General features: G+C 52.9%; 25 protein-coding genes and 1 pseudogene. 25 read left to right on the forward strand and 1 reads right to left on the reverse strand.

Going from position 1 to position 26,672, the window contains the following annotated elements:
• Positions 1–9 precede the first annotated feature (9 nt).
• Genes AC3I0A_RS27650 through traN form a run of 4 tightly spaced genes read left to right on the forward strand, consistent with a single transcriptional unit; the run spans position 10 to position 6,228 of the window.
• A complete protein-coding gene (locus AC3I0A_RS27650; protein WP_231669718.1) occupies positions 10–1,125 on the forward strand; it encodes a TrbC family F-type conjugative pilus assembly protein in 1,116 nt (371 codons plus the stop codon).
• The gene (locus AC3I0A_RS27655; protein WP_050682329.1) at positions 1,122–1,835 is read left to right on the forward strand and encodes an EAL domain-containing protein; all 714 of its coding nucleotides are present in this window, start codon (positions 1,122–1,124) and stop codon (positions 1,833–1,835) included. Before AC3I0A_RS27650 ends, AC3I0A_RS27655 begins: the two co-directional genes overlap by 4 nt.
• A complete protein-coding gene (locus AC3I0A_RS27660) occupies positions 1,832–2,878 on the forward strand; it encodes a TraU family protein (protein WP_178083116.1) in 1,047 nt (348 codons plus the stop codon). Before AC3I0A_RS27655 ends, AC3I0A_RS27660 begins: the two co-directional genes overlap by 4 nt.
• 8 nt (positions 2,879–2,886) lie before the next feature.
• Positions 2,887–6,228, forward strand: a complete 3,342-nt coding sequence (gene traN / locus AC3I0A_RS27665; protein WP_082239597.1) for a conjugal transfer protein TraN — start codon at positions 2,887–2,889, stop codon at positions 6,226–6,228.
• 47 nt (positions 6,229–6,275) lie between these two features.
• Here the strand turns inward: traN and AC3I0A_RS27670 are convergent, their stop codons facing one another.
• Positions 6,276–6,926, reverse strand: a complete 651-nt coding sequence (locus AC3I0A_RS27670; protein ID WP_050682325.1) for a hypothetical protein — start codon at positions 6,924–6,926, stop codon at positions 6,276–6,278.
• Between the two features lie 445 nt (positions 6,927–7,371).
• Between AC3I0A_RS27670 and AC3I0A_RS27675 the strand changes: the two genes are divergently transcribed.
• The 21 genes and pseudogenes from AC3I0A_RS27675 (at position 7,372) to AC3I0A_RS27775 (ending at position 26,614) form a co-directional block, all read left to right on the forward strand.
• A complete protein-coding gene (locus AC3I0A_RS27675; protein ID WP_050682324.1) occupies positions 7,372–7,677 on the forward strand; it encodes a hypothetical protein in 306 nt (101 codons plus the stop codon).
• Positions 7,678–7,793: 116 nt separating this feature from the next.
• Positions 7,794–7,985: a hypothetical protein gene (locus AC3I0A_RS27680; RefSeq protein ID WP_050682323.1), complete on the forward strand. Its 192-nt coding sequence runs from the start codon at positions 7,794–7,796 to the stop codon at positions 7,983–7,985.
• A gap of 230 nt (positions 7,986–8,215) precedes the next feature.
• A pseudogene (locus tag AC3I0A_RS27685) lies at positions 8,216–8,693 on the forward strand (single-stranded DNA-binding protein).
• Between the two features lie 108 nt (positions 8,694–8,801).
• On the forward strand, positions 8,802–9,968 hold the full coding sequence (locus AC3I0A_RS27690) for a RecT family recombinase (protein ID WP_050682322.1): 1,167 nt from the start codon (positions 8,802–8,804) through the stop codon (positions 9,966–9,968).
• A gap of 69 nt (positions 9,969–10,037) precedes the next feature.
• Positions 10,038–11,054 (forward strand): lambda-exonuclease family protein, encoded by a 1,017-nt coding sequence (locus tag AC3I0A_RS27695; protein ID WP_050682321.1) that lies wholly within the window; start codon positions 10,038–10,040, stop codon positions 11,052–11,054.
• Between the two features lie 203 nt (positions 11,055–11,257).
• Complete coding sequence (locus AC3I0A_RS27700) at positions 11,258–12,289, forward strand: AAA family ATPase (RefSeq protein WP_050682320.1); 1,032 nt, start codon at positions 11,258–11,260, stop codon at positions 12,287–12,289.
• A 3-nt stretch (positions 12,290–12,292) separates the two neighbouring features.
• Entirely contained in the window at positions 12,293–12,736 is a 444-nt protein-coding gene (locus AC3I0A_RS27705; protein WP_050682319.1) for a hypothetical protein, read from the forward strand.
• 58 nt (positions 12,737–12,794) lie between these two features.
• Positions 12,795–13,124, forward strand: coding sequence for a DUF5983 family protein (locus tag AC3I0A_RS27710; protein WP_050682318.1), 330 nt, complete (start codon positions 12,795–12,797; stop codon positions 13,122–13,124).
• A gap of 202 nt (positions 13,125–13,326) precedes the next feature.
• The gene (locus AC3I0A_RS27715) at positions 13,327–14,568 is read left to right on the forward strand and encodes a DUF3150 domain-containing protein (protein WP_489378756.1); all 1,242 of its coding nucleotides are present in this window, start codon (positions 13,327–13,329) and stop codon (positions 14,566–14,568) included.
• A 69-nt stretch (positions 14,569–14,637) separates the two neighbouring features.
• Entirely contained in the window at positions 14,638–16,434 is a 1,797-nt protein-coding gene (locus AC3I0A_RS27720) for a VWA domain-containing protein (RefSeq protein ID WP_273878224.1), read from the forward strand.
• Between the two features lie 72 nt (positions 16,435–16,506).
• Positions 16,507–16,929 carry a hypothetical protein gene (locus tag AC3I0A_RS27725; protein ID WP_050682315.1) on the forward strand — a complete coding sequence of 141 codons (423 nt, stop codon included), beginning with the start codon at positions 16,507–16,509 and terminating at the stop codon, positions 16,927–16,929.
• 149 nt (positions 16,930–17,078) lie between these two features.
• A complete protein-coding gene (locus AC3I0A_RS27730) occupies positions 17,079–17,909 on the forward strand; it encodes a hypothetical protein (RefSeq protein WP_273878225.1) in 831 nt (276 codons plus the stop codon).
• 196 nt (positions 17,910–18,105) lie between these two features.
• On the forward strand, positions 18,106–19,032 hold the full coding sequence (locus AC3I0A_RS27735; protein ID WP_273878226.1) for a hypothetical protein: 927 nt from the start codon (positions 18,106–18,108) through the stop codon (positions 19,030–19,032).
• 104 nt (positions 19,033–19,136) lie between these two features.
• Positions 19,137–19,574, forward strand: coding sequence for a hypothetical protein (locus tag AC3I0A_RS27740; RefSeq protein WP_273878227.1), 438 nt, complete (start codon positions 19,137–19,139; stop codon positions 19,572–19,574).
• A gap of 488 nt (positions 19,575–20,062) precedes the next feature.
• Positions 20,063–20,536 carry a hypothetical protein gene (locus AC3I0A_RS27745; RefSeq protein ID WP_273878228.1) on the forward strand — a complete coding sequence of 158 codons (474 nt, stop codon included), beginning with the start codon at positions 20,063–20,065 and terminating at the stop codon, positions 20,534–20,536.
• 64 nt (positions 20,537–20,600) lie between these two features.
• Positions 20,601–21,248, forward strand: a complete 648-nt coding sequence (locus tag AC3I0A_RS27750) for a hypothetical protein (protein WP_273878229.1) — start codon at positions 20,601–20,603, stop codon at positions 21,246–21,248.
• 373 nt (positions 21,249–21,621) lie between these two features.
• Entirely contained in the window at positions 21,622–22,122 is a 501-nt protein-coding gene (locus AC3I0A_RS27755) for a hypothetical protein (RefSeq protein WP_273878230.1), read from the forward strand.
• Between the two features lie 171 nt (positions 22,123–22,293).
• Entirely contained in the window at positions 22,294–22,968 is a 675-nt protein-coding gene (locus AC3I0A_RS27760) for a hypothetical protein (protein WP_050682308.1), read from the forward strand.
• 57 nt (positions 22,969–23,025) lie between these two features.
• Positions 23,026–23,577: a hypothetical protein gene (locus AC3I0A_RS27765; RefSeq protein WP_273878231.1), complete on the forward strand. Its 552-nt coding sequence runs from the start codon at positions 23,026–23,028 to the stop codon at positions 23,575–23,577.
• Between the two features lie 205 nt (positions 23,578–23,782).
• On the forward strand, positions 23,783–25,333 hold the full coding sequence (locus tag AC3I0A_RS27770) for a DNA cytosine methyltransferase (RefSeq protein WP_489378758.1): 1,551 nt from the start codon (positions 23,783–23,785) through the stop codon (positions 25,331–25,333).
• Between the two features lie 792 nt (positions 25,334–26,125).
• Positions 26,126–26,614, forward strand: a complete 489-nt coding sequence (locus tag AC3I0A_RS27775; protein WP_050682304.1) for a JAB domain-containing protein — start codon at positions 26,126–26,128, stop codon at positions 26,612–26,614.
• Positions 26,615–26,672: the final 58 nt, after the last annotated feature.

Here is a 26,672-nt window from a genome sequence, read left to right on the forward strand (position 1 = left end):
TTTTTGTTGATGGCCCCCGTGACCGCCAGCTTGGCTGATTTAAATTTTGCCGCCCAAGAAAAGGCTGCTATTGAACAGTTTTCAGCAGAACTTGATCAAATTAAGCATCAGACTGACAGTCAAGTTGATTTCACGTTAAAAAATGAAGACTTTGCGTTTGCTAAAGCTCCTGCCCCGCAAGCGCCTGAGGCAAGCGCTCAGCCAGCTATTGATGATAGAAAAGTCATATATCAGATATTTGTGTCTTGGTCTCTTGGAGAGCAGGAAATCAAAGATCTCCTCGTTCTATATAATGGCAACAAGACTGTAGAGCTCGTTTTTCGTGGCATTCCAGAAGGAATGCCGTTCCCACAGGCCTTGGCTAAACTTCAGAAACTGGCGCTGGAGACAAAGTCGGACACCCCAGTATTAATTAACCCCGTTGTATTTACTGATGCGGCTGTGACGACTGTTCCGCAAATACGAAAAATTGTGGAAGGTGCACCTCAATACATTATTGCTGGTACCACTTCTATCGAGGCGGCCGATAAGGAATACGGCACAAGGAAGAAGCTGGGTCTGGGTTCCGTGGGGCCAACGCTCGATATAGACGAGCGTGACTTGATTGAAGTGCTAAAGGAGCGCCTGGCGAAAGTTGATTTTGCCGAATTAAAGGAAAAGGCGACCAAACGGTTTTGGGACAAGCAAACCTTTGTCGACGTCCCCACAGCGACAACCCATCGCGTGCGGAAGCTTGACCCCACCGTCACGGTTCCTGAGGACATGACTGCTGCAGATGGTTCATTGATACATAAGGCGGGTGACCGGATAAACCCCCTGTCAATTCGTCCATTTACTCAACGACTAGTGATCATTGATCCAGTTGACCCAAAGCAGATCGATCTAGCTAAAGCCGAAATCGCGAAACACGGCAACGATCAGAACGTCGTGGTCATTCTTTCAAGGGTCGACCGAACCTCTGGCTGGGAGGGATTTACGAACGTCCAGGACCAAGTAGGCAGAGCTGTTTACCTTCTCAAAGATGATGTCAGGACCCGCTTCTCAATTGACGTTGTTCCATCGGTAGTTACGGCGGATTCATCCAACTTTTATATCGAAGAATTCCCAGCAGGGGGGCTCAAATGAAAGCTATTGCGCTTCAGGCAATCCATCAGCCCAACGGGGGCATTTTGGGACACGAGGTCCTTGTGCGCCAGTCCGTTGGTGGCTCCTGGGTGGGGCCTGGGGCGTTTATGGCAGGTTCAAACCCTCAGGCATGGGTAAGCATGGACCGCGCTGTTGCGCAGATGCTGATTAATCATGCGGCCGATCTCAGAGGCCGCGGTGTGTCCTTCGTGAATGTGAGCGCCCACACTCTCGCCGATCCCGCCGAGCTTTACGCTGTATGTCGGTCGCTGGCCAAACTGACCCAAATGGGGGTGGAGGTTTGTGTAGAGGTTTCCGAGGCCTTCGACGCCATTGGCAGTTCTTTCAATCAGGCAATGGGCGTAATCAAAGACCAGGGCCTCTTATTGGCAATTGACGACTTCGGTATAGAGTGGTCGAACTTTAGTCGCTTGAGCTCCTACCCATGGGACTACTGTAAAGTGGATTTAACCGCAGTGTGGAATAGTGACAATCTCGATTGGCTAATCGAGGTGAGGGATTACTGCAGTGCCAATGGCATTGGGCTGATACTGGAAAAGCTCGAGTGTTTAAAGGTTTTAGGTGGATTGCTTAAGCCTTTAAACTCTGCTTCGGTGCAAGGCTTCGCTTTGTCCAAACCGTTCATTCTTCAAATCAATTCTTTCGCTGACTGTTCGGCTACACAACAAAAGGCGCAGCAATCACTGTGATGAAAATCAAAGTCATTTTGGCCCTCCTACTTTCGGCTGTTCTGTATTCTGGTTCAGCTGCCTCTGATCAGACAGTTACAGATTCTCTTTCATGCCCCAATGCGCAACTGTTCAGTGGGAAGCTCTTTACCGATGTCTGTTGGGCGTGTTTGTTTCCCATACGAATTGCCGGAGTGAGCATCACACCAGGTGACGCCCCATTTGGAGCGTCTAATAAAAGCCTCTGTATGTGCGAGGACAAGCTGGGATTGTTTATGCCCGGCATCGTTAACTCCATGTGGGAGCCTGCGCGACTAATTGAGGTGGTTAGAAAACCTGGTTGCTCTCTTGCTCTTGGCGGCGTGACTCTACCGATAGGCGATAAGCGTCTGTGGGGTACTTTGTCCGACGCGACAGCCGGGAACGGCATCACAAAAGAACGCACGTCCTTTTACAACGTTCATTACTACGCGTTTCCATTGCTTTCGATTCTTGAAATGTATATGCCAAAACGCTGTTCTCCGGATGGCTATGCGGACTTTGACATTATTCAGCTGTCCGAAATTGACCCTACGTGGACCAATGACGAGCTGGCGTTTTTTGTGAACCCTGAAGCGGCAGCTGTTGCGAATCCTTTGGCACAAGCCGCCTGCACAGCTGATGCGGCGTTAGGTGTAGTTGGCCAAGAGCCATTGACGTCGCTGTGGTGGTGCGCAGGTACCTGGGGGGAAATTTACCCTATGGCTGGTACGGCTCTACCGAACGACTTTGGACGTACAACGTCACTCCTGGCTGCTCGCACGATTGCAACTCAGCACCGGCGTGGACTCGCGCACTTAACAATTGGTGACGCAACGATCTGTAGGGGATCGATATTTCCGACTATTCCAAAATCCCAATACAAAATGAGTATGTTTTTTCCTAGAGCTGAATCAAAACGCGCGCACTTTATCGGGTCTCACCCGCTTACATGGCAAGGAGGAGAGGGCCGTGTTATCCCGCAGGTTGGTGAGGATGCACTTTATATGCTGTTTCGTTGGAATGACTGCTGCAATACATTGTGAGGACACAAATGACGACTGCCGGTAGAGTCACAGCAGCAGCAACCCTGTTGTTTTATACCTATTCCTGTTTTTTGCCAGCTTGGGCGGATAATATTGCTGCGTCGGCATCTGCGGGTAATGCTGCAGCCCAAGACGCCATGTCGGCGTGGACACCGCCTTCGGTTTCAGGAACCGCTATAAGCTACGGGTCGGGTAGTGATAAGCAGAGTATCAATATTTCAGAATTGTTCCCGGGGGCGGGGCAAAGTGACGGGGCCTCCGACCTTTCTAATTTATACGGGGATGACAAGGGTACGTTGAGCGCTGGTTCGAAGGCGAATACAACACTCAATAGTGAAAACTCCATGAGCGGCGATGCATACCGTTTGTTGAAGAATACTGCAGGCACAACCCGGCCAGACCTGAATAATGATCCACTGTGGACCAATAGCGATAAAATTATCGATAATCAGGATGTATTTAACAAAGAGTTTTCCGACTGCAAGCAAATAACCGACACTAAAAAAACGACAACGACGAAACATGTTTCAGATTTGAAAACCTGCGAGCGAGTTGCCGATAAGTCAGGTTCTTTTGCGCTGAAACACGATTATCTTGCCGGTGTAATCAAATACACATCGGGTCCAACCAATATTCAGACCTGCGGAGAAGGCTGTGTTGATATCTGGCTGGGGCAGGTTGGTGATAACTATTGGAATGGATACTGTACTGTCTACGAAAATAAAATGGAATTTGAAGTAATTAAGCCGGAAGCAATTACCAATGCTCAGTTGGTATATGCGAAATGGGACGACTATATGCAGGTTTGGGTCGGGCAGACAAAAGTTTGGTCTGGACCTAATGGGAATTTTCCCCCTGAAACTCCAGGAGCGTGTGAGCTCGGTACTTCATGGGAAACGTCGCCAAATGTCGATATGACATCTCTCTTGAAAACAAAGGGGATAGTTCCATTTAAAATCCGAGCATCCGTCGCAGGTGCAGGCGAGGCATACGCGAAGTTGCGTGTTCACTTTGATCCAACCAAAGTGATCAGCGACGACAAATGGTACCCGCAGGAGGCACTGGACGCGATTACAGCCGTGAATGACGGTGCCTGTGAGGGCAATTACGTGTGCACTAAGATGCCTCCACTGACCGAGGACGGTTGCTCGGTGATCAACGGGGTTAAGGTTTGTGAGAGTAACTTTGCGCCCTCCCCTGTGCCGGGTATTTCTCCCTTGTGCGAAGAAGTCTCGGTCGATACCCAGTGCGATTTTTATAAAGGTCCAATGGACTGCTACACCGATGCTCAAGGGCAGCAACAGTGCCCTGTCAACTCTGACAAAATATGCTCGGTCACCCATAACCTCAAGGTCATTGAGGTTCCGTTTGCGGCCAAGGTAGCCGTCGAGGACAAAGCAGGTGCAAATGAAACCAATCGTATAAAGGTCGATTTTCTTGCCGGCACCTTCACCAACACATCGAGTTCATCTCGGTCCGATAGCTCTCTGGACAAGGTGAATTACGATTATATTTGCAAGGTTGGACCTAATGGTAAGCCGCTGCCGCAAAAAATAGCTGTGTCGTCCATTGGGGTTTGGACAGGCCATAAGTACGCTCCTAATACCCTAACGGTTGATTCGGTAAACATCGTTCAAATGCCCAGTTGCCAAAACGGCTTGCAAATGATCGCTGATATCAAAGACACGGGGAGTGGTAACCCGGGCTGGTTCTATGCGCATGAATTTCGCCTCAAAGTGGTCCGTATCAACGCAGAGACTTACGGTCCCCAGTTTTGCATCGACTCTGCTAACAAAATTCAGAAAGGGCAGTGTTCGGAGGGTGGCACCGTATCTGTCACCAAGGGCGTGACCTCAGGCTGTCTGCCGCTTAACGGAACTCAGGTTTGCCCAGGTGATGAGATGTATAACGCGATGCTGCCCGCGCCGGTTGTGGGTGTCGATAAGCTTGCGCTGGCTGTAAAGGTAGAAGGGTGCGTGGAGGGGGGGCTAAATCTCAACTCTTGTCAGAAGTTCGAAAAGGACAAGTCTTGCGGGTTTATCTCGCAAAAATGTGTGTCCGGCGCCACCGGTTCATCTGGCCAGTGCTATGTGACAGAGGAGGTGTGGGATTGCGGTTATGACGTCGAAGTCCCATCTACTGAGACGAGCAGCTCCTACCAATGTGATGGGCCTGTGCGATGCCTTGGAACTGAATGCTTTAACCCGGTAGATGAAAAGTCCACGGATTTTGCCTACGCCGCGGTGGCTCTTCAGATCGCCCAGTTTGCCGAGCATGACCTCGATTGTGGGAAAGACCCGACGGATACGACTTCGGATAAATCCTGCAAGGTCTGGAAAGGGGAGGCCATGGAGTGCAAAAAGGCTGTAGGGGGATGGGTCGATTGTTGCGAGGCTCCTGACGGTGTCTCGCTAATGGACTACGTCACGCTGGTGTATACGTCCATTCAGCTGAGTGAGAAGGTCGGAATTATTGATGCGGCCCCAACCCTGGAAAGTGCGTGGGCTTTCAGCAAAACACTAATCTCCAGTGGCTGGGATGCAGCCTGGAGTGCTGCAGGTGCTACTAACGCGGCGGTAACAGAAGTTGCTCAGCTCGGGGTGATCAGTGCTTTTAAGCAGCAAATGATGAACTACGTTGCAAACTGGACCGCCCAAACATTCGGGCCGGCCGCAGCGAATATGATTTTCGCGAGTGGCTTCGCTGCCAATGGCGCGAGCGATGTCGCGTACGCTTCAACTGATGCTGCAACGGGAGCGGTCACGCCGGCAGCGAATGCGACCTGGGCATCGGGGCTAGCCTCCGTGGTATCGGTGGTGATGATCGCGTACATGGTTTACCAGATCGCCAACATTCTGGTGAATATCATCTGGGAGTGTGAGGAAAAGGAGTTCGAGCTCGGAGCTAAGAAGGAAACCAAGGTTTGCCATTTTGTTGGTAGTTATTGCGCGTCAAAGTCACCACTTGGCTGTATTGAGAAGCGGGAAGCCTATTGCTGCTTTAACTCGCCTCTTGGGCGGATCATTCAAGAGCAAGCCCGGCCGCAACTCGGTATGAAATGGGGGGAGGCAGAAAATCCGTCATGCGAGGGTTTGGCCGTTGAGGACCTCAGCCGCCTGGACTGGAGCAAGATAGATATCTCCGAGTGGATTGGTTTGCTCCAAGTAACCAACAACTACCCCACTATCGATAAGTCGACGTTGGATAAGCTGACTGGCAAAGGTACCGCACTCAGCATCGGCGGTGACCGGGAGAACACTCTGATACGCAATCAGTCTCGGTTGGAGGATAAGGATTTCTCGGGGAGCCGAAAGGAAGCCGAGGATAAGGTACGGAAAAATCTCAATTAATAAGCAATGAAAAAGGGCGCCAATGGCGCCCTTTTTCATTGCTGTTCTTACGCAGCTTGTTCTTCTTCCTCGATGGCTTCTTTCGTGCTTTTGTCGACTTCGGTTTCTTCTGCCGCTTCCCCCAGGGATTGCGCGATCGATTCTGCATAGGGCTCTTTCTTGCCCTTGTTGCGCGCTTCGCTGGCCATGTTCTGCAGCTTACGGATCACTTTCATAACCTGGCGCATGCGCTCGTTTGCCACCAGGCTGTTCTTGTCAGACGGCAGCAGGCAGAGCAGCCATGCTGTCTGAGCCTGAATCAGCATTTGGTCGAAGGCTTGAATGATTTGCGCAAACCGCATGATCGCCGGCGTGGAGACGGTAAAGGTATAGGACTGGGCGTTGTCATAGCGGGCGGTAATGCCCTCTTGGCCCGCCGCCTTGATCATGTGAGAGTAACGATCGCGTTCTTTGTTTATCTCGGTTTCCAGGTTGATCAACATCGTTTCCACGGCCGTGATCACCCCGTTGTAGTCGAACGCTTTGTTCGACTGCGCCATTGCGCGTGCCACCACGTCAACGGTGAAGAGGGCGCGTGCCGCACCTTCAAAGCAGCGACGATGTACACGTTGCGCTTGCTCGGTATGGAGTGTGTAAGTGGACTCAAGGGTTGCGCTGGAGTACCTGCCTTGCGGCTTGAAATCGTGTCCGTTGGCCATTGCATGGCTCCTATGGGTTGGGGAGCCTTAACGATATTCTTATGATGCTTTTTGGTAGGTTGAATCTGACCCGATGTTAGGGTCAGAAGCTACCCTAGCCGCTTTACACCTTCCTGAAGGGCAGTTATGCTCAGGCCTAATCTTCACCCAAGCATGTTGCTTGAGTGTTGTCCCAACAGGTCTTACCTGTTGGGGTTGTGTGAAGCTGGGCACCATACCTAGCACTCAATCGATCACGATTCGCGGTCGTGATTTTACCCAGAGGGGCTTTCTGTCCCTTTGGGGTGGAGGCTCCTCATTTTTTGCTGGAGGCCTCCATGAAATCTGCAATCCTCTCTACTGTCCTTTCCGCTCTCGCGCGGTTAGTGATGGTCCTGTCTGCTGACACTGCACATGCTTACAACTCTTACGCCGGCCATGTAATGGCCGATCAGGAGCTGAGCAAATGAACAACCTTCCTATCGTGTTGCTCATTCTCGCTGTGGTTGTTGGGTACCTCTACCTCACTCGTACCAAGAAGGTTGTTCCTCGCCAGGATCCCAAGCTTGGTAACGAGAAGGTTGATGATCTGCATGTGTCGCCTAACCAGGCCGCTCATGCGAAAGCAGCAAATGCTTCGCTCGGTCTTAGCGCCAAGGATTGCCTCGCTCTGCGTGGCGCCACTCGCACTAACCAGCTTCCGAAATCGATCGATTATTCGACCTATGACGAGCCGACCTTCCAGCGTCGCAAAATCCAGCTCAGCTTCTGAGCTGATGGACTACTCACTCTTTGAGTGAGTAGTGCTGCAAGGGCCACCCTTCCCAGGTGGTCCTCCAAAGTTCTCACTTTGAGTGCTTTGGTGGACCACCTGGCGAGGAGCCCTCCATGCAATACCCAGTTCAAGCGTTCTATCTGATGGAACTACAAGAGTTGCTCCTTGGCGGTGAAACGGTACGTGTACCGGACAACATCGCGAGTACGGTGACTCCTGAGGTTATGGACATTCGCTATGTCAAGCGATGGGCCGTGTATAACCACATTCTTCCCGAGACCGCGGAAATCGGGATCACAATGTAAATCCCTTCGATAGCGGGGGGGAGTTCGCTCCCCCTTGAAGCTTCTTTTCTGTGGCCTTGCCTCAAGCCCATTGAAAAGATTCTTCTGTACCTGCTACCTGGATTCCTGTTGGTCATTGTTGACCTTCGGATGCAGAAGCTGGACTGCTTTTCCCAGCATTAACATCAATCCCCTAAGGGCCACTCATACCCCGTAGGGGCGTGCGCCCCGGTTCTATGTGGAGTGACAACATGGCGCGTGGCGTAAACAAAGTAATCCTCGTTGGCACCTGTGGCCAAGATCCCGAGGTCCGCTATTTGCCTAACGGCAACGCGGTCACCAATCTGAGTCTCGCTACCAGCGAGCAGTGGACAGATAAGCAGTCGGGCCAGAAAGTAGAACGTACTGAATGGCACCGTGTCTCGATGTTCGGCAAGATTGCTGAAATTGCCGGCGAATACCTTCGTAAGGGTTCGCAGGTGTACATCGAGGGCAAGTTGCAGACTCGCGAGTGGGAAAAGGACGGTATCAAGCGGTATTCAACTGAGATCGTCGTTGACACTCAGGGCACCATGCAGTTGCTCGGTGGTCGCCCTCAAAACCAGGACGGCTCACAGGCTTCTGGTGGCAGTAATTCTGCCTCTCGCCATCAGGCTGCGAGGTCTTAGTCTTAAAACGCAACAACAGTCGAAGCCTGGACCATTATCGGACTTTGATGATTTCGCTTGAGGTCTTGCCTCTCGTGAAACACTGCTGATCCAACTCAAGCAATTCATCCCGCGCGGGGCGCAAATCCCGTTCGGGGTTTGCCTCCGCCTCTTAACCTGGAGGTAACACATGGCTGGCAAACAAATTTCTCAACAGCGACCACCCGTGAAGCCTGAGCAGATCAATGATCTGGTTAGAAGCACGGAGCAGGATTTCTCGAACATTGTGAGTGCGATGAATAGTCGTATGAACTTTGCCCAGGAAGCGCTTTACGCCTACCAAGCAATGCTCGGTAATTCTTACCTGGCATCGGTAGCAATGAACAACAAGGCAAGCTTTGCCTTGGCGATGCAGCAAATTGCTTCGTCGGGGCTCACGCTGAATCCGGCGATGGGGCTGGCATATCTGGTGCCCCGCGAGGGCAAGGTGATCGCCGACATCTCCTACCGGGGACTGATGAAGATCGCTACCGATAGCCGTGCAGTCGATCTTGTGGTGGCCTGCTCGGTTTACAGTCGTGACACCTTTAGCTTCAACGGTGCCAATGACGAGCCGATCCACGTCTACGATCCATTCCTGGCGAAGCATGATCGGGGGGAGTTCCGCGGCGTATACGTCAAAGCGTATCTGTCCATCGGTAAGCTTCTCGTTCACCCAGTCAGTGCTGAAGACGTCTATGCCGCCCGGCAGTTGTCTTCTGCTTGGACGAACTCGGACCCGACAAAGAAGAAGGGGCCTTGGGATACTCACTTCGACTCAATGGCTATCAAGACGGGTATCAAAATTGCCCGGAAATATTGGCCGATGACCAGTCCCGCCCTCGATAACGTTATCTCTTACCTCAACGAGGAAGGTGGTGAGGGCTTCGTAGGTGGTGCAGTCACGCTCGAAACTGCGTCGAGGGAGATGCATGGTCCTTCGTCGGCAACTCAGACCAATGTCGTTAACCTGCACGATGGGGTTGTTTACGACATTGATCACAATCCAGTTGGCCAGCCTCAGGCAGATGCCTCACCAGTTGGTGATTCGCATTTTGCCCAGATGGATCAGCCTCGTAACCAGGGGCCAATTCGTACTGAGGGTGAGGTTGGCGCCGGATCAGCGCCACGTGATGTGAACGAGACGCTTATCCGTCGTATCGATCAAGTGCATGACCGCTCGATGCGTACCGGTGCTTGGCAGAGCGCATTCGACTGGGCTAGCGCCCAGCTGAAAGGCGATTTGCTTGAGCGAGCAAACAAGAAGTTCCGTAAGGGACAGTCTGAGTACCTCGCAAAGCAGAAGGTACCTGCGTGATGTCAGTACTCAACCCTAAAGGGGGCCTTGCCCCTTTTGGGGCTGGGTTCCTCCACTTATGGAGGCACAATGAACGTTATTAATTTGCGCCAAAGGAGCCCGCAGTGGCACACCTGGCGAAACGAAGGGATCTCTGCAACCTCTACCGCTGTGATCTTGGGACATCATCCGGAGAAAACACGGTGGCGGTTGTGGGCTGAAATGACCGGGAGGGTTGCCTCCATCGACATTTCGATGATCCCCCAAGTTCGCTTGGCAATCATGCTGGAGCCTCATGCGATCGCTTGGTACCAGGATCGGTTTGACACGGTCTTGCTTCCGCTCTGCGGTCAGTCAATAACCCACCCTGTGCTCAGGGCGAGTTTTGACGGCGTGGATCCGGAGAATCGCCCAGTCGAAGTGAAGGTCCTTTCGGACACGAACTTCGATGAGGTGAAAAATCTGGGAGAGCTCTCCTCGCACTACAAACTCTACTGGTGGCAAGTTCAGCACCAGATGGCTGTGTCGGGGGCAGAGAAGGGCTTTCTTCTGTTCTACCACACCCGGCATGTCCCGATTGTCTTCGAGATTCTTCGAAGCGATCTGGCTGTAAAGTTGATAATCAAAGCGGCGCTTGAATTCTGGGCGCTGGTTGTCACCGATACAGAGCCGGAAAAGGATCCTCTTCGCGACTTCTTCATCCCTGAGGGTGAGAAGCTGGCGGAGTGGGTTAAGCATGCGGCCGAGGCCAGGAGCATTGACCGTCGTGTCAGTGAACTCGAGGCAGAGCTGAAGCTGTTGAAGTCGCAGAAGGAAGGGGTTCAGAAAGGATTGGTTTCCCTTATGGGGCACCATATGCTGGCTGAAGCCGAGGGTGTTCGGATATGCCGTTACCAACAGGCCGGCAATGTGCGGTGGAAGGAGTTGTTTGCCAGCCTTCACCCGGATTATCCAGAGGATAAATTGCAGTCGTATCGCGCGCCGGTGACGGAACGATCCCGATTGACGATTGATCCTGATACCCCGCTTTCAGACGCGGCGCTGGCGCATCTTTTCGAGGCCGAGACTGTTGACCTGGAGGGTGGTGTTCAGGCATTTTGCTATTAGGAATTGGGGGCCTTTTGGCCCTCATTTTCTCCCTCAAGAAACCTGTGGTAAGCACGTCCTTACCAGAGTTTTCTGAATTTGTTCCTTCGCCATGTGGCATGGGAGCGATAACGCAGCTGTTCGTTCTAACAGCAAATCTCAAACCCCCTGGGGCATCCATTCCCCAGCAGGGGAGTGGTGCCTCTCTTTTCTGGAGTTGCACCATGAATTTTCAAAACATCATCCCAATGAGCTCGTTCGGCGTAGTCGGCAATGAAGCGCAAGTTATGGCTCCTGGCTTCCCAGCTGATCATGAACTGATGGAGCTCGTTCCATCGATCAACCCTCACTACTTCTTCCGCACCATCCTGCGGTTGCCAGTAATGAACTTTCTCTACTCCCATGGTGGCGACTTTCTGTCCCTTGTGGGTCCGACTGGCGCCGGTAAAACATCTATCCTCGAGCAAATTGCGGCGCGTCTTCGTTGGCCCTTCCGCAAAGTAAACGCTCACTCAAGGATGGAAATGCCTGAGCTGGTTGGTTCGACCTCACTCGAATGTGAACAAGCAACGGGTGATCAACGAACCTCTTTCCGCTACGGTCCGTTGGCCCTAGCAATGAAGGAGGGGGCAATTTTTGTTTTGGACGAGGCGGATGTACTCGATCCATCGGTGTTTGCAGGTCTTAATGCGGTGCTGGAAGGTGGCGCGTTGGTTCTTGCAGAAAACGGTGGTGAGATCATTTACCCGCATCCAAACTTCCGTATGGTCATCACGAGCAACACTCGTGGTCAGGGCGATGACACTGGTCTCCACGGCGGCACCATGGCGCAGAACCTTGCGACCTGGGACCGTTGCCGGATGATCGAAGTACCATACATGAGCAAAGCGGAGGAGCTTCAGATCCTCTCTTCGACAATGCCAAAAGTGGATGTCGCCATTCTCGAGAAGATGATCGATATCGCCAACGATGTGCGTAAGCAATTCGTTGGCAACCCTGAAATGGAGTTGAAGCCAGGCCAGCCTGGGCTGACGATCACGTTTTCGACGCGCTCGCTGCTGCGTTGGGCTCGGATCGCTTCAACCTACAATGCTAACGCATCTGCAAAAGCAGTCTTCCCATCACCAATGGGCCAGGCTCTTCGCGAAGCGCTTACCAACCGTGCCGACAAAGCGATGCGTGTGGTTGTTCACACCTTTGCCAAGGACGGATTCGGTGCCGCTTGGGGTGCTGATCCTGTTCTGCAGGCGGCATAAATCATGAGCATTTTCTTCTCGTGTGCAGTCGATTCAGCACAACGGGAGCCTATCCGACTGGCACTACAGGATCTTGATCCTGTAGCTGCCAGCCTGGGGCTGTCATCGTCGCTGAAATCCCTCGGTGGTTTGCTTGAAGGCTCTCTCGCTTCTGGCGAGCTGAAACCTGATGAAGACCTGGAAAAGATACTTCTGCTGTCGGCAGTCGCTGTCAATCTTGGGCCGATAAACAATGGTGGTCAGCTACTCAGCTTGGCCACCGCCGGCGGTGAATCCATTGCGTTGACGAGTGCTAAAGAATGCGATGCGTTTCTGATGCGGTTGTTGAACGTTGATCAGTACAATCATGGTGTTCAGATCTTGATTGCCCTGGGTGTACTGCCGAAACCCTTGGACCTTTCTTCCTTCGCCAATGCTTTTGAAGGCGAGTCTGTGTTCTGTCTATAGCCCTTGCGGGGCTCGTCCCGCAAGGGGCGAGCTCCGATCGTAATTCGGAGTTAGAACCATGAATTTGTCACCTGCGATCTGTAAGGCCGTCGAGTTGTGCACCGGCCACTTGCGCAAGGAGGATGTACAGCTTCTTGAAACAATCGCGGCTGAACATCGAGGGCGCTTCAGTGAGTCTGCTGAATTCGTCCCAGTCGTCTTCGATACCCGTCATGGGTTTTTGATTGCGATCGGTGAGCTCACGGTCAACGCTATTGTTGCTCGAGGTGCATCGTCCGAGTTCAAGTCTTTGCTTGAATGGTGCCTTGCACCTTCTCAGGGAATCCTCTATCTGGCTTTCGACGCTGATGCTGAGCAGATAGATGATTTACCAATGTTTGATTGGTAAGAAAGCGGGGGCCTCTGGCTCCCGCCTTCGAGCCTGCTTTGCTATAGTCCGGCTATAGCAAAACAGGTTCTCAGCGTTGCTCATGCGAGCAACCTGCGTTAGTGACAGCTACTCACTCAAATCCGCAGCATTCTTACTTAAACCCATTGGGGGCGACCTTCCCCATATGGGGCAGACCGCCTCCACTTCCCGGAGGTGCGTCATGCAAAATTCTAATCTCGTTCAAGAAACTCAAATTCTCAGCAAGCTTTTGCTGGTGGATTTGAACGTCAGTATCTGGTCCGGCCGCAAGAAATTGCGCGCTGAGGACCTGGGTGTAGATCTCAATCTGCCCCCATCGGAACTGGCCTCATTGGGTAGCAAGCGAATTACCGATCCTGATGAGATCAAGGAATTCGATCGGCTGAAGCGGCGCGCAATTCGCCTGCTTGAAACCAACGGTGTTCGCTTCATGGGGGGCTACGGTCTTCCAAATGATGTTGCGCCGGCGGTTGCAGCTGAGCTGCAGGATATCCAGCGGTTGTTCACCCAGCAGATTCAGATTTTCATCGGTAAGTACGATCAAATCTGTATTGACTGGATGAACAAATGGAACGGTAAACCTCAGTGGCGTAAAGCTATTGAGAATGCCATCACTCCTAAGGCTGTCGTACAACAACGACTGGGCTTTCGCTTCACTCTTTGCCGCGTGGTGCCCGATGCTTCGGATCCCACGCTCTCCAAAGGCTTGGAGCAAGAAGTTCAGGGGTTGTCGGGTCAGCTGTTTCGGGAAATTGCCGATGCAGCTGAGGATCTTCTGGATAACAGCTTTGTTGGAAAGGGCTCCGTCAGCCGTAAGGCTGTCAGTGCCATGCTCAAGATGCACAAGAAACTCAGCTCGCTGGCTTTCTTGAATCCGAAGGTACAGGACGTAGCCGATTACATGATGGCCGTGATCGGTAAGCTGCCAAAAAATGGTCCCTACGAGGGTTCGCAATTTCAGGATCTGTTAGGCCTGATCATGAACCTTTCTGACGAGACCAAAATTCTCAAGATGGCTGAGGTTTTCTCGAAAACCTCCACCGATGTCCAGTCGACCCTTCAAGTGCAGGCTCCGCTCGTTATTGATACCTCTATTGCCGCCCCGGTCGTAGTCGGATCGACGGAACCACACCTGATTGACGATGTGGAGACAGCGTTTGACTTGGCGGGTGAAAGCCTACTGGCAAGCGATGTTGCGGTTGATGGTGGCCACACTGCACCTAGCGTCACGCTCGATGAGTTGATGACTGGTACCACTCTTGAGGGTGATATGAGCATTGGCGAGTTGTCGGCACTGGCTGAGCAAATCCAAGCCAGCGCTTTTCAATCGGTACCCGTTGTTGAACCAAGCGCTTTACCTGCGGCCCACATTGTGGCGCCTGTGGTCGAGTTGCAAAGTGGCGCTATCGAGTTCTGCATGTAAATCCAACCCCTCGGGGGCACACCTGCCCCCTATGGGGGCGGTGTGTCTCCACTACCTGGAGGCAACACCATGAATAATTCTCTTCAAACAGCACTCCCGATTATCGCTCGCTACTACTGCGATGATCTGGGAGTGACCGTTGTCTGGGGCGGAAGCCAAGCTTGTACCAGGAACAACGTCATCTACCTCCCAATGATTGAGGCGTCGCCTACCATGCTGAATGTGGCCCTGGGCTACACGGCGCATGAGTCGGCACACATCAAATACACGGATTCGACGGTGTACGACAAAGCAGGACTCGAACCACCGTTCATTGGGAAATTTTTAAACCTTCTCGAGGATATTCGAATCGAGAAACGCATGATGACTGACCATTACTCCACCATTCACCCCTTAGCTGTGACGGCTCAAGAGGTGCTTGGGGGCGAAAGTGATCTGTCAGGCATGACTGAGGCGGTACTGCTTCACGACGGTTGCTTGCTCGTTGGGCGCGCAAAATTGCTCAACCAACCGCTCCAGCGTGAAGCGGATAACCTTATCTTCAAGATGAGGGAGGTTTTCGGTCCTGGCCGTAGTACCAAGATTTTTGGATTGCTCAACCAGGTCACTGACCTTCCGGACACTGAAGCTGTTTATCAACTGACCCACCGCATCTTGGATGTTCTTGATGAGGACGAGCCGGAAGACGACCAGAGTCAGCAGCAGAACCAACCGTCGCCGAATTCTGGTCAGGGGTCGAACCCACCGGATCAAAGCGGACAACCCCAGAGCCAACCTGGTGATGGGACGGACGATGGATCTGCCACTGATGAATCAGGCGGTACCGATGATCCAAATGCAAAAGCTGATGGTTCATCCGGAGGTGCTGGCGATCCTGGCAGCGATCCTTCTGGACCTGATGATGCACAAACAGCCGGCGCTTCTGCCGGTCAAGGTGCAGCTGGGAAACTGAAGCAGAAGATTCTTTCTGCAACGGATGCAGACCTCGATGATGCTAAGTCCGATATCGGCGGGGAGGCTGCAAAACTGATAGGCCAAGCTGTTGACCATTCAAGTCCTACACCTGCCTCGGTAGTGAAGGATGCAGTGGGCTCTAGCATTCAAGGGGGAATCGTCGTTCAAAATGGCCAGCTTGCCTCCATGGGGCTGCGCCAGGTTCTCAATGGACTGATTCAGGGGTCTCGCGACGCACGCGTAAGTCTGCGTCGCACGGGCAGCAAAATCGATTCCTCGCGCTTAGCGCGGGTTCGGGTTGGGGAAAACCGGATATTCCGGCAACAAGAGCCCGTGCAGCGCACGAATGCGGCAATCGAAATTCTGCTCGATGGATCTGCGTCGATGGATTCTCATGACAAGGGCAAAACAAAAGCTCCGCTTCAGATTGCCGAGGAAGCCACCGTTGCAATCCTAACTGCATTGGAGGGGATTGCTGGCGTGACGACCGGTGCGATGGTTTTTCCACGCAATGGTGGGCATGGAACAGCAGTTGGCATCTTGAAACGGCACGATCAGCGTCTTGTTGGTGCAATTCAAGAAGGACGGTTTGGCCTGAAAGCAACCGGCAGTACACCTTTGGCAAATGCGATATGGCCAGCTGCTGGAGATCTACTGAGGGCCAAAGGCGAGCGGAAAGTAATGTTCGTTATTACCGATGGCGACCCCGACAACGCTGACCAGGCTAAAGCCATGGTTGGTCGTTGCAGGGATTCAGGAATCGATGTGTTCGCGGTCGCTTTTGGGACTGCCAACACAGCGAAGCTCCAGGACGTCTTTGGTAAAGACAAGTGGCAATTTCTGAGTGATCTCGGCGAATTGCGAGCTGCGTTAAATGGCCTGGTTCAACAGGTTCTGACACAAGCCGCGTAAGCGGATTCAACCCAAAGGGGGTATTTCACCCCCTTTGGGGTGGCGTACCTCCTCCTAACCGGAGGTATACCAATGCAATTAGCCATGTTGTTCGGAGAGCAGTCTCAGTCCGAACTCCCCGACAGCCTCGTGAAGAAAGTTCGTCGCGCACGTCGCCAGCAAGGGGCCAGTGCGGCAGACGTTCAGCAGTTCTCAATCTTTGACCTTCTGGCGCTGCCAGAGGAGGAGTTGGGACCGGTTGAATGGACAGATGACGATATCGATGTGCTCAGGGAAAAACTGTTGTTTGAGGCGTGCAGTATCTTTCTGGACAAGCGCGCAGCACTCGGCACTCGGAAAGATCGTTGGGCATGGATCATGAGCGATGTGATTTCACCATTCTCGTTCAAGGTCTGCATCAGCGCTGCTGGTGTCGACTGCGACAAGTTCCGTGAAAGTCTGGTTGATCTTTGCCGCCGGGAAGGGGTGATTGATCAACTGCAAATCGCAGCATAACGAACACCTCCTCCAGGAATGGGGGAGGGCATTTGGAAGGAAAATTCTCAGGCCATTTGGCCTGTGGTACCTGTTGATCAACGACTACTAAACCGCAGGGGCGGTACCTCCCCAACGGGTGGTGCTTCCCCTGAAATATTGGAGGCACCATGCGCTATAACACACAACCTAAACTTGAGTTTCCATCGGTGGAACTGTTCCCTTACCGGGCGTCGGGGCATCTCCGTTCACGAGATGAGTACCAACAATTGGCGGCGACCTTGCAGCAATTTGAGCAGGGGCGCCGGGGCGAGTTTCTCGAACGGCTGAAACAGTTCAAGGCGGTAGGAGAGGAGTCCATACGATCTTTTCCAGCATCGCCGGTTGAGCAACTTTGCAACTACGAGATGCCGCCGGCGCCACGCGTTCTGGTGCACTCGCCTGGAGCGTATGTGACGCATGCAAGCCATCACGTGGTTGATGATGCGCCGTTGCCCTCCATCGATGATTACGCGGGCTACGGCGAACACTCTGGGGGCATTCCTGAGCACCTGTTAGAGCCTGGTCATTTGGAACCACCTTTTGAGGAGGTTCCGCCTGGTGACTACAGTGATACGCCTATGGGCGCTATTACTGACCACGTTTTGCCGGCGGATGTACTGGCCGACGACAACCAGGTTGATTGGTCAGGCGCTAAGGAGGGGGTCGTTTCCCAATATGGTCACTACCACTACAAGTTCGACAAGAACGAGTCCATGTCGTACTTGGTTCGTCTTGGCCGAAATGAGTACGTCTGGGGCATTGACCTGGAGCGTGTGGTGAACCTACAGAGCATTCGGAGGGGCGATCATGTCCAGCTGAAATGCATCGGTAAGCAACCCGTCGAGGTGGAGGCGCGTGTCAAACAACCCGATGAAACGTACAAGATCGAAACACGGATCGTGCAACGTAACACCTGGGTAGCACGCGTTATTGCTCGTGGGCCTGCACAAGCGAAATAGTAACTAAGCTCGATCAGGGTCGCCGTAATGGCGGCCCTGGCTGAGTCTTCAAACCAAAGGGATTGTGCCCTCTCGTTTGAAGATTCTTTGTGCCGGAATGATCTGGCGCACTGAAGCTGAATATTCAGCACTCAACACCCAGTGGGGTTTCATACCCCACTCCGGGGTATGGCTTCACTTCCAATCGGAGATATCCATGCCCAACTTTAAAATGCTGCAGTCGGTTTTTACGCAGGCTGCTGCCTTGGGAGTTCTGATTCCCAATGAATTGAAAAATTTGCACGACGTCCTCAATGAATTCGTCACTGTTGCTGACGGTCTCGTCACTTCAGCTGACAACACAGGTTGCTGTGATGAGCTGACGGTTGTTGACGCTGTGAAGGTGGCAGCGCTTTCAAAGGTGGTGAATTCATTTCGTGATCAAATATGCGAGCTCAATCAGCCGTCGATTGAAGTTTCCCTTTCGATCTTCGATCGCCATGGTGAGCCCTATGCAAGTCGTGTGGTGAATCTGGCTGCTGCAGGCGTTTCAGATGTTGTTGATCATGCCGCGCAGGCAGTGCTTTTGCACCGTGCAGGCAAGAACATGGGCTCTGTAATGGATGAGCTTGAATCGGCCTTGGTCGTCTACGACGTGATTCCAGATGAGGGTGATTGGCCCCTATCCGGCAGCACTGCCAACGTGAGGATCGACCTTGAGTCGATTGATATCGCGACAGGGCCTGTCTATGGCGGGGCTACTGCCGCGAGCGGTAAACGTGCATTGGTGGATCGAAGCATGCTTCGCGGTGCACCTGTACACCACATGTGCGTTGCCTACCCGGGTGGTGGCAAGTTCGGCATTCCGCCGGAAGCTACCCGTGATGGTGCGGAGCGTTTGATTCGTGAGCTGGGCATGGTTCCAATGAACCTGGTCGTGGAAACACAGGAGCTAGGTCCCGACACACTCCCAGGGGGCTGTCTGACGGTTAGTTTGCCGGGGAATGCGGTTCTGGTCGGGGAAATCAGCGATGTAATGAAATACGCCGCCGAGCATTGGGATCTGCGATTCCGATCGCTGCACCCAGCGGAGCAGAGTGAAGTCGTGGATCGCATGGTCCGCACGGTGTGTGCTGACCGCTAGGGTCATGTTCACAGCGTTACACGCAGCTCCATAGACGTTTTAACAAACCCTTGCGGGGTGCAGTCCCGCTTGGGGCTGGCCCTGCTAATTCCAGGAGTCAGAAAATGAAATTGAAAATCACCGATAGCTCTCATATTAAGTTTGCCCAGCGTCTTAGATTCAACGGCGTATGGGTGCACGACGTCTGGGTCGACGGTCAGTATTTCCAGATTGAAATTGGCGACGATTCATTCAAGGGCCGGCGAGAGCTCTTCAGCGGGATGTCCGATGTTGAGTTTGAGCGGGATGTTGTTGATCGTATCAACACCGTCACCATGATGGATCGCTCAGCTCCTCCTGAGCCATTGGTGACTGCGTTCAATCAATGGCGCAAGGAACTGCACGATGAACGCGTTGAGCGCCTACGTAGCCAGCCAGAGCGCTACGGCACGATCAGCGAGGATGATCCTTTCATACAACCATATCCGGATGTGGTCGCGGCTCGTTACGAGCCGGGTCAGGGTTGGGTGAAAACAACCGCAGTGTCGCTGTCTGCGGCCTGATCTCAAGCCTAATTCAATCTCACAACCTTCAAGTGCATCACGCATGTGGTGCACCTCGAGGCATAGGAGTGCCTATGAAATCTGGAACCAACTCGACACACCCGATCAAGTTTGTGGGGCAGCTTTCAGTCTTCGAGAGCCCTCATTCGGACAATGTACTGCTCGTCGATCGTGCAGAGTACAACCGATATAACCGACTGGTTTGGGTGGCTCTGCTTCCAGAAGATCCAGTTGCGCTGGAGGCAATTTCTCTTCACCGAGCTACGAAACCCTAGCGCCAACCTTTCCGCATCAACCATCCTTGGTCATGCCAAGGATGGGTTTTTCCAGATCACATCCAACAGGACTACCTGTCGAATGTGATTTCCCAATCCAGCATGTGCTGGAGCGGAAAACCAGCTGCATTCGCAGCATAGGCTTCGGCCTTTCATAACCCGTGCGGGCACCGTCCCCGTTTGGGGATGGGTCTGTACTCTCGGAGATGACCCATGACTTTAATTTGCAATCACGGTACGCAGCCTTCCCGGGCACGTGTCTCCTGGCGCCTGTCTTATCAAGGTAAGCATGAATACGACTGCTCATTCTTGGGCAGTGAGTTTCGCGTATCAGTCCGGGTTGCCAGAGAGCGCTATCCGGTTTTCTGCAACATGAGTGAGGTCGAGTTTGAGCGGTGGGAAAACGGTCAATCCGGCTATGTGACCCACAGTGATCCTTCAAAACTCACGGCTGAGTTCGTGGCCACGTTCAATCGATTGCGCTTCGAGGAATGGCAACAGCAGGTGCAAATCATGCTGAGGCAACCCGAGAAGTACGCTGACTACACACCCAAGCATTTCCCTGTGTACGTCGGTGCATGCTACGACAAGACAGAAGGCTGGGTTCGGATGCATGAATTCGAGTTCATTCGGGCTCTGGCCGGGATTCCGGAGCATATTGCAATCGACCCAACTGTTCTTCACTAAAACCCTCCGCCGGGCCAATGTCCCCGCTGTGGGACATGGTCCGGCTCCAACCTGGAGATACACCATGAATGCCAACCAAGCTCTGATCGTTGTTCAACGCCTGCTCTTCCATGCAGGGTCTCGGTTGAAGCTACGATTGGTTTCACATGTAGGGGCGGATTACTGGAGTTTTTCTGTTGTTGGCCGCGGCCGAATGGGCAAGAAAGTCATTGTGCCTTTCATCCAGGTCACAGACAGCTTCAGAATTCTGGGGATCCTGGACCAGACGGGCCGAAACGCTCATTGGCTTTTCAACGGCCAGGCTGGAAGCGGTTGCCGTCAGATTGCCCACTACGGGGATCAAGGGCGCACGGTTGTCTATCACTCGAAGCAATATTTGACCGAGTGGTATGGCAGGAGTGTAGGCAGCGCCGATCTTTCTTCCGCATGCAAGCAGATCATTGCCTGTGCCCCGGATCAAGAGACGCTGGTCCTTCGTGATCTTGAGTACGAACGTGACGACCAGCGAATTGAGTTGCCGTCCACGTGCCAGGCTGACGTCGTGCAGCGATGCATGGATGGGGAAATTGTTCCTGTCCAAGTTGAGCACTACGAAAGGCTGATTAAGGAGTTCGGTGTCGCAGTGCGTTTTGGCAGCGGTGAATACTGCGGCCAACTGATGTCGATCGATACATCCAAGGTACTACTTGCCGGTCAATTTATGGCCGCGTGAGGTCCGGTCCTCCTTGCGATAGGGAGCGTTGGAACAACCTGTGAAATCATGGAACCGGGGCGCTAAAACGCCCCGGTTGCATGCTGCGCTTTGCCCAGGCAAAATCCAGTTCAGTTACCCAGTTGCTTGTGCAACTAGGTAAAAATGAAGCTGGTATCCCAGCATTTCTCTCAACTCCGGCGGTACTCGTTCGCTAGGAGTCAAAAGCTCGTTACCCATGGTGCGAACTCGATGATTTTCAGCCAGCTGACTTTTGCGTTCGTGGCGAGAACACCTCGTCGCGGTTGAACATCAGCAGCTGACCATTCAAAAACTCAACCTGCGGGGGTGTGTTCCCTGCGGGAGCATGGTCCCGCTCAATCTGGAGATGACCATGAATTGTAAAACCACCCAGAAATACATTTTCATCTTTGTCAGCAGCTATCGTGGGACGCATTCCTATGAAGCCAAGTTGATCGAGAACGGAATTGTTGGCCAGACATTACGGCTCTCATGCCGAGTAGCAGCTGATTCGTACGAACAGCCTTGCACGCTTTCTCGTGAGGAGTGGGTAAAACAGGTCAACGGAAAAGTTGGGATGGTTAGCACCTACCCATCAGAAATGCTGACCGATGAGCTCGTGGCCACCTTTAACCGATGGTTGTTTGATGAGTGGGAGCGAGACGTAGCCAAGATCATCGGCAGCCCTGAGGTTTACGGCACTGATGTTCCGAGCCTCTGTCCTGTCTTTGTGGGCGGGAGGTACGACGCTGCAACTGGCTGGTGCGCCCTGCAGGCGTTCGATGATTTGGTGAAGCTTGCCGGCCTGCCGGTAGAGCGCTGCTGGAATCCTCGACTTCAAGGCGTAACCCGGGAAATGGTGACTGTCGCCTAATAACTGGTTTTTTTACGAAGGCCCAGGCCTTTAGAAAAGAATCTTTCCATTCTTCGAAGGCCTTGAGGTCTTCGAGAAAACAAGCTGGTCACGCCAGCACAACTCAACCCATAGCGGGGCTTCATGACCCCGCATTGGGGTCATGGCTTCGCATTTAACCGGAGCTCCATGATGAAAGTTTTTGCATACGTTCAAGCCGTTGAAAATGAACTCTATAACGTTTTCGTAACGAATAAGGTTCACTCCAATGAGCGTTGGCTGACTGCCGTTGCGCCAAACACCAAAAACCTGTTCGAAGGTTTCAGGCTGGCATTAGATAAGTTCGAGGCAGGCCAACGCGAGTTTGTGAACCTGGACAGCATCCACGTCACGCAATTAGGTGAGGTGGTCGATGACGATGTTGCCATTGGTCAACACCGTATGTTCCTTGTGACGGCCGATGAGCTCTATTGGCTGGCCAACAAAAATGGACAACTTGCGACATTGAGTGACCTTGAGTCCACTCTGCAGTCCTACCTCGGGACTGCTACTTGTGTCCTAAGCACGGTCAGCGATGAACACATCGCCGCCGTGGTCACCAACTACTCGCCGATTGAACATCTGCGACCTCAGGTTTTGGTGCTCATGAACGACGGAAACCCGGTTGGAGTTCAACTTTTCGGGCTGCCGCCGTCAACGGTGATCTCCGTCCTGGATGTGATCCACCCAGATAGCGTTCATTGCTACAGAGACGAATACCTCGGTGATCTTGTCTATGAACACGGCGACGTCAAAAAGAATGTTCGGAATGTCACCCCAGTGGTGCAGCGCCTGAACAGCTTTTCGCAGCTTGCCAAATTGATCTAACCCACTCGGGGCCATGTCCCGATGGGGCGTGCCCCGTACCTCATCCTGGAGTACGACATGACTAATAAATCCAAGCTTCTCGTCAACCTTGATTGTATGTTCATTGGAAGTCACTCAGAGGTGGTTTTGGTTCCGGCCGATCTCACCCCCACAGACTTGCGTGACATCGAGACCTTGCGGTTCGGAACGGTAAACGTCGGTGACTATGTCATCGATACCCAGAACGGATCCCAATACAACTCACACACCGAATGGGTCGGCGACGATGAAAAGCACACGCTTGAAATCGTGAGAGATACCAACGGGCGATTGAAAATACTTAAGCAGGAGACTGTTGTTTCTGAACCGGCCATGGCGCCGTCTGCCAGCGACGGTCTTTTGTTCATTCAACAAGATGAAGACTTGCACACCATCATTGCAGCTCTGCGGTACTGGCAGCAGATGGGTATGTGTGACCCCTTCAAACGGTCGGATGAAATGCATTCATTGTGTACAAACAACGATGAGCTTGAGTCGTACTGTGACGACGACGTCGACGACCTGGTCATGAGACTTAACGTCGAGATGAACCCCAAGGATTTCTTGGAGGACATTAAGGCAATCGTTTGATTGTGAGGTGCCGGCCCATATGGGTCGGCCATCCTCAGAATGCTTTTGAGTGACACTGTTCAAGACTCAGTCACAAGCATTCTTTGGCCTCTCATGTGAGTAGCCAAGATACCCAGCTGGTGGTCACCAGCACTCAAACTTAAAACCCACCTGGGGGCATTCATCCCCAGTGGGGGTGGTGCTTCCAATCACTTGGAGTTCCACCATGACTACAGTAATCAACACAACGATTGGCGAGGCAAAGGGCGGTGTAGCGCGCCTCTGGCTTGAAGGCCAGAAACTCGTTCATGCCGGCGTAAAGGTTGGTGCTAAGTACCTGCTTCGAAGCAATGAAGCATCCAAGCGCCTCGAGTTGGTACCGGTCTCCGGCGAGACGATGGAAGCGGGTTCCTTCACTGTTTCTAAACGTGAACGCAACGGTGTCGTCACGCCTCTGTTGGAGGTGCGCACCGATTTGCTAAAGAAGTTCTTTGAAGGCTGCGAGAAGGTTCGTGTTGCCATTCGAAGTGGTCGCATTGTCGTAACTGCTCTGCAGATCGACCTCAAGATCAAGGAGCGAGTAGAGCGTATTAAACGCAAGCTCACTGAGAAGGTGGCGCTGGCGAAGGGCTCGCTTTATCACGGGAGCGGCATCATTGATAAAGCGCTGCACTCAGGCCTGTTGGTCGCGGGTGTTGCGTCTTTCATACAAGTCGGCGTTGAGGTCGATTCAAATTACCTGGATGCGTCGCTACGTAACAATCCAGAGCTTTGGACCGAAGAATCTATCGCGATCAATACTGACATTCGTGACCTCACCTTGTCGGGCGACGTGCCGCAATTAGATTGCGTGGTCGCCGGGATCCCCTGCACCGGGGCCAGCCGCTCAGGCCGCTCGAAGAACAAGATACAGAACGCGGAGGAGCATTCCTCGGCAGGTACCTTGTTCATCGACTTTCTGGACTTCGTAAAGGCCTCTAACCCTGCGATCTGCATCATCGAAAACGTGCCTGAATACTTGGACTCGGTATCAATGACCGTCATTCGCAGTGTCCTGACTTCGTTGGGATATGTGTTGCATGAAACGGTGTTCAGGGGTGCTGATTTCGGAGTGCTAGAAGACCGGAAGCGGATGGTGGTTGTTGCGATAACAAAAGGCTTTGGGGAGGGCTTTACCTTTCCGACGCCCACTGACGTTAAGCCAGTAAAAGTCGGCGATATCCTCGAGGAAATACCTGATGACTCACCCCGGTGGAAAAGCTACGAGTATCTCGCGGCAAAAGAGGAGCGAGATATTGCGGCTGGCAAGGGTTTCAAGCGTCAGTTAGTCACAGCCGACAGCACCTCGGTTGGGACTGTCGGGCGTGGCTATTTCAAAGGACGGAGTACAGAGCCATTTCTGCAGCATCCTGACCCGTCCAAGTCAGAGCTCAGCAGGTTGTTCACCGCTACCGAGCACGCACGTTTGAAAGGGATTCCGCCATCTATGGTGGAAGGGTTGTCAGAAACGACTGCCCATGAAGTCCTCGGTCAGTCGGTCGTTTATCCCGTGTTTCAGGCGGTTGGTTGGGCGCTGGGTATGGCATTGACTAATCAGGTCATCAATCCTGTTTACACAGCTCTCCAGGAGGAGGGGATCGACAGCTACTGCATGCAGGTCTGTGGGGGCGGAATCTGTGGAATCGGTCCGGTATGTCATATGGGAATCGATGCCTCAACCCACCTTCCACCGAAGTACATCAGTGGTCAGCAGACCGAGCTTGCGATGTTGGTGTAGGCAAGGTGTCCAAAACTTTCCCCAGGGGGCGACATGCCTCTTGGGGACGGCGTACGGCACTAAGGCAATGCTTGGCCGTTTCAGTGTTGGTGGTCACCGCTGATGCGAGATCGTAAGTCTCGCTTGAACGGATATCGCTGTAATTATTTATCAACCCTGGCGGGCAGGTTCCCCGTCAGGGGCACGTGTTCGCCTCGATCGGAGGTGCCATGTGATGAATGTAATTTGCCAGGCAGCGCGGATGATGGGTAGTCGTAAAATCGTGCGAAAGGGGACTGCGAAGACCTCTGAATGTACGATTTTTCTGTGGGAGCTCGATGATGGAAATTCACTTGAGCTTCTGCGCAATGAGGCACCCACGGCGACTGCGCACTTTGTCAGTGTCAGGGAGAGGACGGAAAGGTTTAACGACCTGCTTCAGTACTACGAACGGCACGCCAAAGTTTTCAGCCCAGACCGCTATATGGCGGCCTAACACAGCGATTCTTCGATCGTCCCAAAACTGGGGCGGTCGAAGTTCTCGCTCTACCAGGTTGGAATAATTTGTCGTATATTCACCGTGCATCTCCACCGAATGCTCCGTCATACAGCTGACCCTTCAGCACCTCTTTTTGACTCCCTCCCGATTCTCGACTGCTTTCCCAAGCTAAGTTTGCGAAAGCAATTGATTCTTCACCCCCTGATGTCAGGTGGTGAGATGCCCAGTTGGTGGTTTACCAGCAATCACAATCCCTAAAGGGGCTTCTTGCCCCTGCTGGGGTGAGAGCCTCCTCAATCTCTGGAGGCACCACCATGTTTATCGAAACATCCGATAACTCAAACGTTTTTCAATTGCTCGGTGAGACCGTCACGGCCGATGAAATCATCGAGGCCGCGAACGAAATCATCAACAAGCGATTTGCAAAGGGTGCTCGCTTTGATAGTCCGGATCGTGCTCGGCACTTCTTCAAATTCAAGCTGGGCGAGAAAGACCGGGAGGTGTTTGGCGTGGCCTACCTAGATGCCCAGCATCGGCTTATCGCGTTTGAGGAGGTATTCGCCGGCGGCCATCAGCATGTAAGTGTCCATCCTGGCGTGGTTGCCAAGCGCGCACTGCAGCACAATGCGCCAAAGGTGATTCTGGCGCATAACCACCCCAGTGGTGATTGCAGCCCATCGCCGGAGGACCTCTCCATGACGGCATCTCTGAAGCAGGCTTTGATGCTTGTGGAGGTGACGCTCATAGACCACATTATCGTTGGCAAGCAGTGCTACAGCCTGTGCGACAACGGTCAGATCTGAATTCTACCCATCGGGCGTATCACATCCCGGTAGGGTTGTGGTGCGCCACCTCATCGGA

The sequence above is a fragment of the Pseudomonas sp. KH_024_B2 genome (genome assembly GCF_057839965.1).